The 6,886-nt window shown below is 70.7% G+C and carries 8 protein-coding genes; 4 read left to right on the top strand and 4 right to left on the bottom strand.

Translation table 11 applies throughout. From position 1 onward, the window contains the following. The first annotated feature begins 130 nt into the window (after positions 1 to 130). The 4 genes from ABF401_RS12835 (at position 131) to ABF401_RS12820 (ending at position 3,409) form a co-directional block, all read left to right on the top strand. Entirely contained in the window at positions 131 to 820 is a 690-nt protein-coding gene (locus tag ABF401_RS12835; protein ID WP_353509960.1) for a hypothetical protein, read from the top strand. After that, a complete protein-coding gene (locus ABF401_RS12830) occupies positions 817 to 1,482 on the top strand; it encodes a DUF2306 domain-containing protein (protein ID WP_353509959.1) in 666 nt (221 codons plus the stop codon). The genes ABF401_RS12835 and ABF401_RS12830 overlap by 4 nt, the downstream gene beginning before the upstream one ends. Continuing rightward, positions 1,479 to 1,691 carry a DUF8691 family protein gene (locus ABF401_RS12825; RefSeq protein WP_353509958.1) on the top strand — a complete coding sequence of 71 codons (213 nt, stop codon included), beginning with the start codon at positions 1,479 to 1,481 and terminating at the stop codon, positions 1,689 to 1,691. Before ABF401_RS12830 ends, ABF401_RS12825 begins: the two co-directional genes overlap by 4 nt. A 131-nt stretch (positions 1,692 to 1,822) precedes the next feature. Continuing rightward, positions 1,823 to 3,409, top strand: coding sequence for an HNH endonuclease (locus ABF401_RS12820; RefSeq protein WP_353509957.1), 1,587 nt, complete (start codon positions 1,823 to 1,825; stop codon positions 3,407 to 3,409). A 64-nt stretch (positions 3,410 to 3,473) separates the two neighbouring features. On the opposite strand, the gene ABF401_RS12815 is transcribed toward ABF401_RS12820, so the two are convergent. Genes ABF401_RS12815 through ABF401_RS12800 form a run of 4 tightly spaced genes read right to left on the bottom strand, consistent with a single transcriptional unit; the run spans position 3,474 to position 6,873 of the window. Beyond that, a complete protein-coding gene (locus tag ABF401_RS12815; RefSeq protein ID WP_353509956.1) occupies positions 3,474 to 4,451 on the bottom strand; it encodes a nucleoside hydrolase in 978 nt (325 codons plus the stop codon). Positions 4,452 to 4,484: 33 nt separating this feature from the next. Continuing rightward, positions 4,485 to 5,237: a GntR family transcriptional regulator gene (locus tag ABF401_RS12810; RefSeq protein WP_353509955.1), complete on the bottom strand. Its 753-nt coding sequence runs from the start codon at positions 5,235 to 5,237 to the stop codon at positions 4,485 to 4,487. Between the two features lie 11 nt (positions 5,238 to 5,248). After that, positions 5,249 to 5,941: a deoxyribose-phosphate aldolase gene (deoC, locus tag ABF401_RS12805; protein ID WP_353509954.1), complete on the bottom strand. Its 693-nt coding sequence runs from the start codon at positions 5,939 to 5,941 to the stop codon at positions 5,249 to 5,251. Continuing rightward, on the bottom strand, positions 5,938 to 6,873 hold the full coding sequence (locus ABF401_RS12800; protein WP_353509953.1) for a ribokinase: 936 nt from the start codon (positions 6,871 to 6,873) through the stop codon (positions 5,938 to 5,940). Before ABF401_RS12800 ends, deoC begins: the two co-directional genes overlap by 4 nt. Positions 6,874 to 6,886 lie beyond the last annotated feature (13 nt).

Here is a 6,886-nt window from a genome sequence, read left to right as displayed (position 1 = left end):
GCTGGGCGTCATCTGAGGCGAATCACCACGTCGATCACATCGCTTGGTGATGTGCGGTCACCACGTCGATTCCTACGTTCGGACCGTTCGAGGCAACCAGCCCCGACCGGCACCAGCAAAGGAACCGATCATGACCATCACCACCAGCCACCTCGGTCGGGCGGCAGGCCTCGCCGCGGCCGCGGCCGGACTGCTCTTCATCGCCGTGCAGATCAACCACCCGCCGATGGAGGTCGCGTCGGTCAGCACGACCGAATGGGTTGTCCGCAACTCGATGAAGGTCCTCATGGCCGCCCTCGCGCTGGCTGGCATCACCGGAATGTACGTGCGGCAGGTGCGGCAGGCCGGCCTCGTGGGGCTCGTCGGCTACCTGCTCTTCGCCAGCGGCTACCTCGTCATGCTGGCCATCGCCTTCGTCGCCGGCTACATCCTGCCCTCGTTGGCCGAGACCGCCCCCGCCTACGTTGACGACGTGCTCACGGTGGCGTCCGGTGGCAGCCCCACCGGCGATGTCGGCCTCTTCACGACCGCCAACCAGCTCTCCGGCGTCGGCTACCTGGCTGGCGGCGTCATCTTCGGTATCGCCCTCTTCCGGGCGCGCGTCCTCGCTCGCTGGGCTGCAGCCCTGCTCGCCGTTGCCACCGCGTCGACCGTCTTGCTACAGGTCCTGCCGTACGCCTTCCACCGCATCTTCGCCGTCCCGACCGGTGTTGCCCTCATCGGCCTCGGCGTCTCCCTCTGGCGCGACCAGCGCCAGGCGGCGCGGACGTCGCGCGACAACACGGCCCTGTCCCCGGCGAGCGGTCAGGTCGTCCGATGAGCTCCCGCTACGGGCTGCGGGTGCCGATCGCGCTCATGGCGCTGAGCGTGATCCCCGTGTTCGCAGGGACCGCTCGCCTGATCCACCTCTCCGGCGGCCCACAGATCATCCCCGCGGATGCGCGCTTCACCAGCTCGCCGGGAGCCGTCGTCATGCACGTCGTCTGCTCCATCGTCTACGCGCTCTTGGGTGCGATGCAGTTCGCGCCCGGCTTCCGCCGTCGGCACCCCGGCTGGCACCGCCGGGCGGGCCGCGTCCTGGCGATCGCCGGCCTGGGCGTGGCGGTGTCGGCGCTCTGGCTGACCCTGTTCTACCCCCGCAAGGAGAACAGCGGTGACCTGCTCTACTTCCTGCGGCTGGCCTTCGCCTCGGGCATGGTCGCCTGCTTGGTCCTCGGCGTCACGGCCATCCGGCGCCGCGACGTCACCACACACCGGGCGTGGATGATCCGTGCCTATGCGCTCGGCCTCGGCGCGGGCACCCAGGCCTTCACCGAGGGCTTCGGCGGAGCCCTGTTCGGGACGAGCACTCTCGCTCTCGACGCGTCGCGGGGGATCGCTTGGATCATCAACCTCGCCGTCGCGGAGTGGGCGATCCGACGCCCGCGGCGCCGCAGCCGCCGCCCCGCTTCAGCTCGGGTTCTCGTGGGCGGGCAGTCATGACGACCACCTACGAGTTCCGGGTCGGCGGTCATCTCGACGACCACTGGACCGCGGTGCTCGGGGGACTGGACGTGGAGCGAAACCCGGACGGCACGTCCACTCTCACTGGTGACGTGGCGGACCAGGCGCAGCTGCACGGCATCCTCGCCAGGCTTCGAGACGTCGGTGCGCCGTTGATCTCGATGCGTGTCCTCCCAGCGGTGCCATGACCATGCCGTATGCCGCTGGGCTCGCTCCCAGCCCGACGGTCCCTGAGGCGCCCGGCGGGTGCTCAAGATCCGGCGGGACAAACTTCCCAAAAGTGTTGACAAGGTGCATTACTCGAACGTATGTTCGAGACATGGCGAACGCGGCGGTGCTCGAGCAGCTTCGGACGCGGCTCACTGAGGTGGAGGCGCGGCACGAGGCCGACGCCCGGGCCGCCGCCGATGCGTTCTGGTCCTCGCTGGCCAGCACACCCGACACCGCTGGTCCGGCCGCCGCGACGGAGAGGCCGGCGGACGGCTCTCCCGGGCGGGGGCGGCGTCCCCGGCTGCGTGAGGTGGGGGGCCGGGTGTCGGGCGGGGTGTGGGGGCATGTGCCGGCGGAGGGGCCGTTGCCGTTCCTGCCGCGTGAGGTGGGTTCGGTCGAGCTGTCCGAGCTGGATCTGGATGGCGCGGACGCGGACTGGTTCGAGGCGAACTATCCGGGCCCGTCCGAGCCGCCGGTGTTCGACGAGCCGGTGGCGGTCAAGGTGGACGCGCTGCTCGGGCGGCCGCTGGTGCGGCACGGGTCGGAGCTGTTGGCGCACGCGGTCGGGCACCTGGCCGGGTTGCGGGTCCAGCACGAGGTGATGCTGGTCAACGTGCTGGCCGAGCTGCTCGACCGGGGTGAGGCGCCGCCGGGGGGACTGTCCGTCACGGACTGGCTGCGATCGCTCGATCCGAACCTGTCGGCCGGGCAGGCCAAGGACTACGTGACGGTGGCGCGGGCGGTGACCGAGCCGCGCTGGGCCGAGCTCGCGGCGCGGGTGACGATGGGGCATGTCACGGTCGGCAAGGCGGCCCGGATCGTCGAGTTCCACGGCCAGGTCGAGCGGGTCGCGGACCCGGACGAGGTGGTCACGGCGGTGGCCGATCTGGTCACCCGGGCGCCGGAGCTGGTCCCGGAGGACTTCACCCGGCTGGTGCGCCACCACACCGAGCAGGTCCGCCCACCCAAGGACCCCGACCGCGTGGAGGACACGGACCGTGTCGATCAGGGGCGTCGGGCCTCGCGGGGGCTCTGGTTCGGTCAACCGACGCGCACCGGGATGGTGCACCTGCGCGGTGTCCTGGACCCGGAGGCGGCCGCGGTGATCAAGTCGGCGATCGACCCGCTCTCGATCCCGTGCCCGGTCAAGGACCGGCACGGGCACACGATCACACCCGATCCGCGGTCCCCGGCCAAGCGCCGCGCCGACGCGCTCGTCGAGATCGTCGAGCGGGGTGTCGCCGCGGCAGCCACGCTGCCCGTGACCGACAAGACCAAGCTCGTGGTCACCGTGGACCTCGACGTCCTGGCTGGGCGGCTGGCTGGCACCGGGCTGGCGATGTCCGGGGACCTGCTGTCCGCCGCGACGGTCCGCCGGCTGGCCTGCGACGCGGCGATCATCCCGATGGTGCTGGGGACTGCCGGGGAGCCGCTGGACGTGGGCCGCCGCCGACGGCTGGTCACGGGTGGGCTGCGCACGGCCCTGTGGCAACGCGATGGCGGATGCAGCTTCCCCGGCTGCACCTGTCCACCCCAGTGGACCGACGCGCACCACATCGTCTACTGGTGGGCCGGTGGACGGACCAGCCTGCTCAACACGGCGCTGCTGTGCCGCCGGCACCACACCCACGTGCACCGCCACGACCTGACCGCGACGGCGACCGCGACCGCGACCAGCGTCACCTGGCACGTCTAGCTCGCCCGCCCCGGACCCCGCCCCCACCCGGCGGGGTCAGACGCATGTCCTGGGCCAAGCCGACTCAGTAGAAGTGGCCGCCGCTCAGTGGTCGGCTCACCTCGGTCCGCGTGGCGAGCAACCCGGTGATCCATCCATAGAATCCCTCGGCGTCTGCTGCCTCGATGACACGGGCGTTCGGCTCGAGCCCGTGCACGCCCCAGGACATCGCCGAGTAGCCGCGAGTGAGCGCCGAGCTCATCTCGACCGCGACGTGGTAGTCGGCCGCCTTCGTCACCAGCTCGGGGTGCAGCAGCACTCCAACGGACAACGAGTCGGGGTGCGTCGTGCCCGGGATGCCGACGCTCTCGTCGAAGGTCAGGGTCGGCCCGCAGACCGTGAGGAAGAACTTCGCCAGCGGGGTGCCGATCGCCTCGATGCGGGACAGCTGCGCGCGGCTGAAGACCGCGTCGCTCAGGGTCAGCGGCGCCCAGGGCACGACGGTCACGTCGCGGAAGCCTGCCTCGAAGACGACATGCGCCGCGTGCGGGTCGACGAAGAAGTTGAACTCGCCGGCCGCGGTGATGTTTCCACGGCCGTTGTTCGAGCCGCCCATGATGACCAGGCTCTTGACGTTCCGGACGAAGTCCGGCTCCTTTACGGCCGCCATCGCGATGTTCGTCAGCGGGCCGATGGCGACCACGGAGATCTCACCGGGTGACTCGGCCGTCAGCCGGATGAGGGCATCGACCCCGTGCTCGGCCTCGGTCGACGTCCCGGCGAAGTCCATGTCGAGCCCACCGGACCCGTCGCCGTGGACGTTCTCGGCCGACACCCACGGCAGCACCAAGGGGCGCTGGCACCCCAAGTGGATGGGCACGGTCCCGAGGCGACCGGCGGCGCTGAGGGTCATCTGTGCGTTGTGCACCTGCCGGTCGAAGCTGACGTTGCCGGCGACCATGGTGATGGCGCGCAGGTCCGCTTCCGGGTCGAGCAGGCCGCCGATGAGCGCGACGCAGTCGTCCTGCGCGGTGTCGGTGTCGAGAATGAAAGGGACGGTCACAGCAGTCTCCTTGTGGCCAAGAGCCTTGAGTTGTCAGTGGCGGGTCAGGATCGAGGTGACGCGCAGGCGGTCCGACCGGATCCACACGTCCGAGTACTCGATCGGCGAACCGGACGCGAGGTAGGTCACCTGCTCCAGGTGCTGCAGCGGAGACCCGACCGGCACCTCGAGCAGCTCCGCGGCCTCGGCCTGCGCAGCCGTCGCGGAAAAGGTGCGTCGACCCGTTGTGATGTGCAGGCCGTACCGCGAGGCGAGGACTCCGAACAGCGTCTCCTGCTCGAAGTCCACGGTCTCGAGACCGGGCGCCAGGTCGGTGCGGACGAAGTTGGCGAGCAGCGCGACCGGTCCGGCAGTGGTGCTCCGCAACCGTTCGAGCCGCAGGATCGGTTGGCCGGCACGCGTGTCGAGCAGCGCCGCGACAGGCGCCGGCGCGCCGACGACGGAGCACCCCAGAACCCGCGTCGACAGCGGCGCGCCGGCGTCGGCGAAGTCCTCCGACAGGCTCGTCAGCTTCTGCGCGATCGCGGGCTCGACGACGGTCGCCGTCACGAACGTGCCCTTGCCCCGCACCTGCACGAGGGCCCCCTCAGCGATCAAGGTCGACAGCGCCCGTCGGAGCGTGCCGCGGCTCACGCCGAGCTCCACCGCCAGCTCCGGCTCGGGCCGCAGCCGATAGTGCGGAGGCCACGCACCGCTCGCGATCTGCTCGCGCAACCACGCCGAGATGCGCGAGTGCAACGTCGCGGGCACCTGGGCGGCGTCCGCGCTGAGCGAGCTCAGCGGCATACGGAATCCTCTCAGTAGCTCTGGGTCTGAGCGTCGCTCGTGTCGGTGACGATGGCGATGCCGGCGCTCGTGCCTACCTTCGCGGCCCCGGCCGAGAGCAGTTCGACGACCTGCTGGCGGGACTTGATCCCGCCTGAGGCCTTGACGAGGACGCCCTCGGGCGCGCGGTCGACGAGGTAGCGGATCGACCCCGGGCTCGCCACCTCGACCTGCCCGGACGACGCGTTCTTGAGGTAGGCGGCGCCGGCTTCGCAGGCGAGCTCGACGGCAGCGGCCTTCTCCGACTCCGTGAGCAGCGGCAGCTCGAGCATCACCTTGACCGGCACCCCCGCCCGCACCACTCCGGCGATGTCCTCGCGGAAGCCGTCGAAGTCACCGCTCTTCAGCCACCCGACCTGCACGCCCATGTCGATCTCCTGGGCGCCGAGTCGGACGAGTTCCGCTGCCTCAGCGGCCTTTCCGGCGCTCGTCATGACGCCGACTGTAGGGAAGTCGAGGGCGGACGCGACCGTGACGCCGGTGCCCTTCAGCACCTCAGCCGTCAGGGCGACCCACGAGCCGGCGACCATCGCGGCGTCGAACCCGTATTCGACCGCCTCCTTCGCGTGGGCGATCGTCTCCTCGCGCGTCGTGCCGACGGCGATGAGGGTGTGCTGGATGTAGGGCGCCAGTTCCCCGGCGGAGAGCGCCGCAAAATCAGTCATGGGGTTCCTTCCGTTGTGGTGTCCAGGTCGTCGCGGTGGGGGAGGGCGGGGATCACCTCGGCGACCGAGACGGTGTGGGCGCCGGCGCGTGCTGCGAACTGCGTTGCGGCGTCAATTGACTGGCCCTCGGCGAGAGCGACGGCAACGGCCGCCGTGAAGCTGTCGCCCGCGCCCGTGGTGTCGACGACGGCCCGGGGGGCGACGGCCGGGATGGTGCGGGGACCTGCAGCGTCGTGGACGACGGCCCCTGCCGAGCCGAGGGTGATGACGACGGTGCCGACTCCCTTGGCGTGCAGCTGCGCGGCGAGGTCAGCGGCAGACTCCTGTGCGTCGGGGTCGTGACCGAGGAGGATTGCCGCCTCCGTGCGGTTCGGAGTGACGACATCGATGTGCTTCCAGGCGCTGTCTGGGACCGGTTGCGCCGGAGCCGGATTGAGCAGGGTCCGAGTCCCTTCCTCGCTCGCTGCGCGGAGGGCAGCCAGGGCAGTGTCGAGTGGGATCTCCAGGGACACCACGGCGATGTCGGCATTTGCGAGCTGACCTCGGAAGGCCGTGACATGCTCCGCGCCGAGGTGGTCGAGGGCGCCGGTGGCGATGACGATGCGGTTCTCGCCGGAGGGCTCGACGAGGATCATCCCGACCATCGTCGCCGCGTCCTGGATGGTGACGGTCGCGGAGGCGTCCACCCCCTCTGCCTTCCAGAGCGCGCGACCCCCCTCGCCCATCGCGTCCGCGCCGATGGCCGTGAGGAAGGTGACGTCAGCGCCGAGCCGGGCCGCGCCAACCGCCTGGTTGGACCCCTTGCCGCCATGGCCGGAGGAGAACTCGCCGCCGGCGATGGTCTCTCCTGCGACGGGTAGGCGTGACAGGCGCATCGTCAGCCCGACGCCGTAGCTGCCGACCACCGCGACTCTCGGTTTGCCCGAGCTCATGGCACCTCGTTTC

Origin of the sequence: Intrasporangium sp., assembly GCF_040414665.1 — a bacterium.
GTDB lineage: Bacteria > Actinomycetota > Actinomycetes > Actinomycetales > Dermatophilaceae > Intrasporangium.
This window is presented reverse-complemented; position numbering and strand designations above follow the sequence as displayed.

Coding starts and splice junctions, on each gene's coding strand:
- ABF401_RS12835 (WP_353509960.1), top strand. CDS start 131: ATGACCATCACCACCAGCCACCTCGGTCGGGCGGCAGGCCTCGCCGCG.
- ABF401_RS12830 (WP_353509959.1), top strand. CDS start 817: ATGAGCTCCCGCTACGGGCTGCGGGTGCCGATCGCGCTCATGGCGCTG.
- ABF401_RS12825 (WP_353509958.1), top strand. CDS start 1,479: ATGACGACCACCTACGAGTTCCGGGTCGGCGGTCATCTCGACGACCAC.
- ABF401_RS12820 (WP_353509957.1), top strand. CDS start 1,823: ATGGCGAACGCGGCGGTGCTCGAGCAGCTTCGGACGCGGCTCACTGAG.
- ABF401_RS12810 (WP_353509955.1), bottom strand. CDS start 5,237: ATGCCGCTGAGCTCGCTCAGCGCGGACGCCGCCCAGGTGCCCGCGACG.
- deoC (WP_353509954.1), bottom strand. CDS start 5,941: ATGACTGATTTTGCGGCGCTCTCCGCCGGGGAACTGGCGCCCTACATC.
- ABF401_RS12800 (WP_353509953.1), bottom strand. CDS start 6,873: ATGAGCTCGGGCAAACCGAGAGTCGCGGTGGTCGGCAGCTACGGCGTC.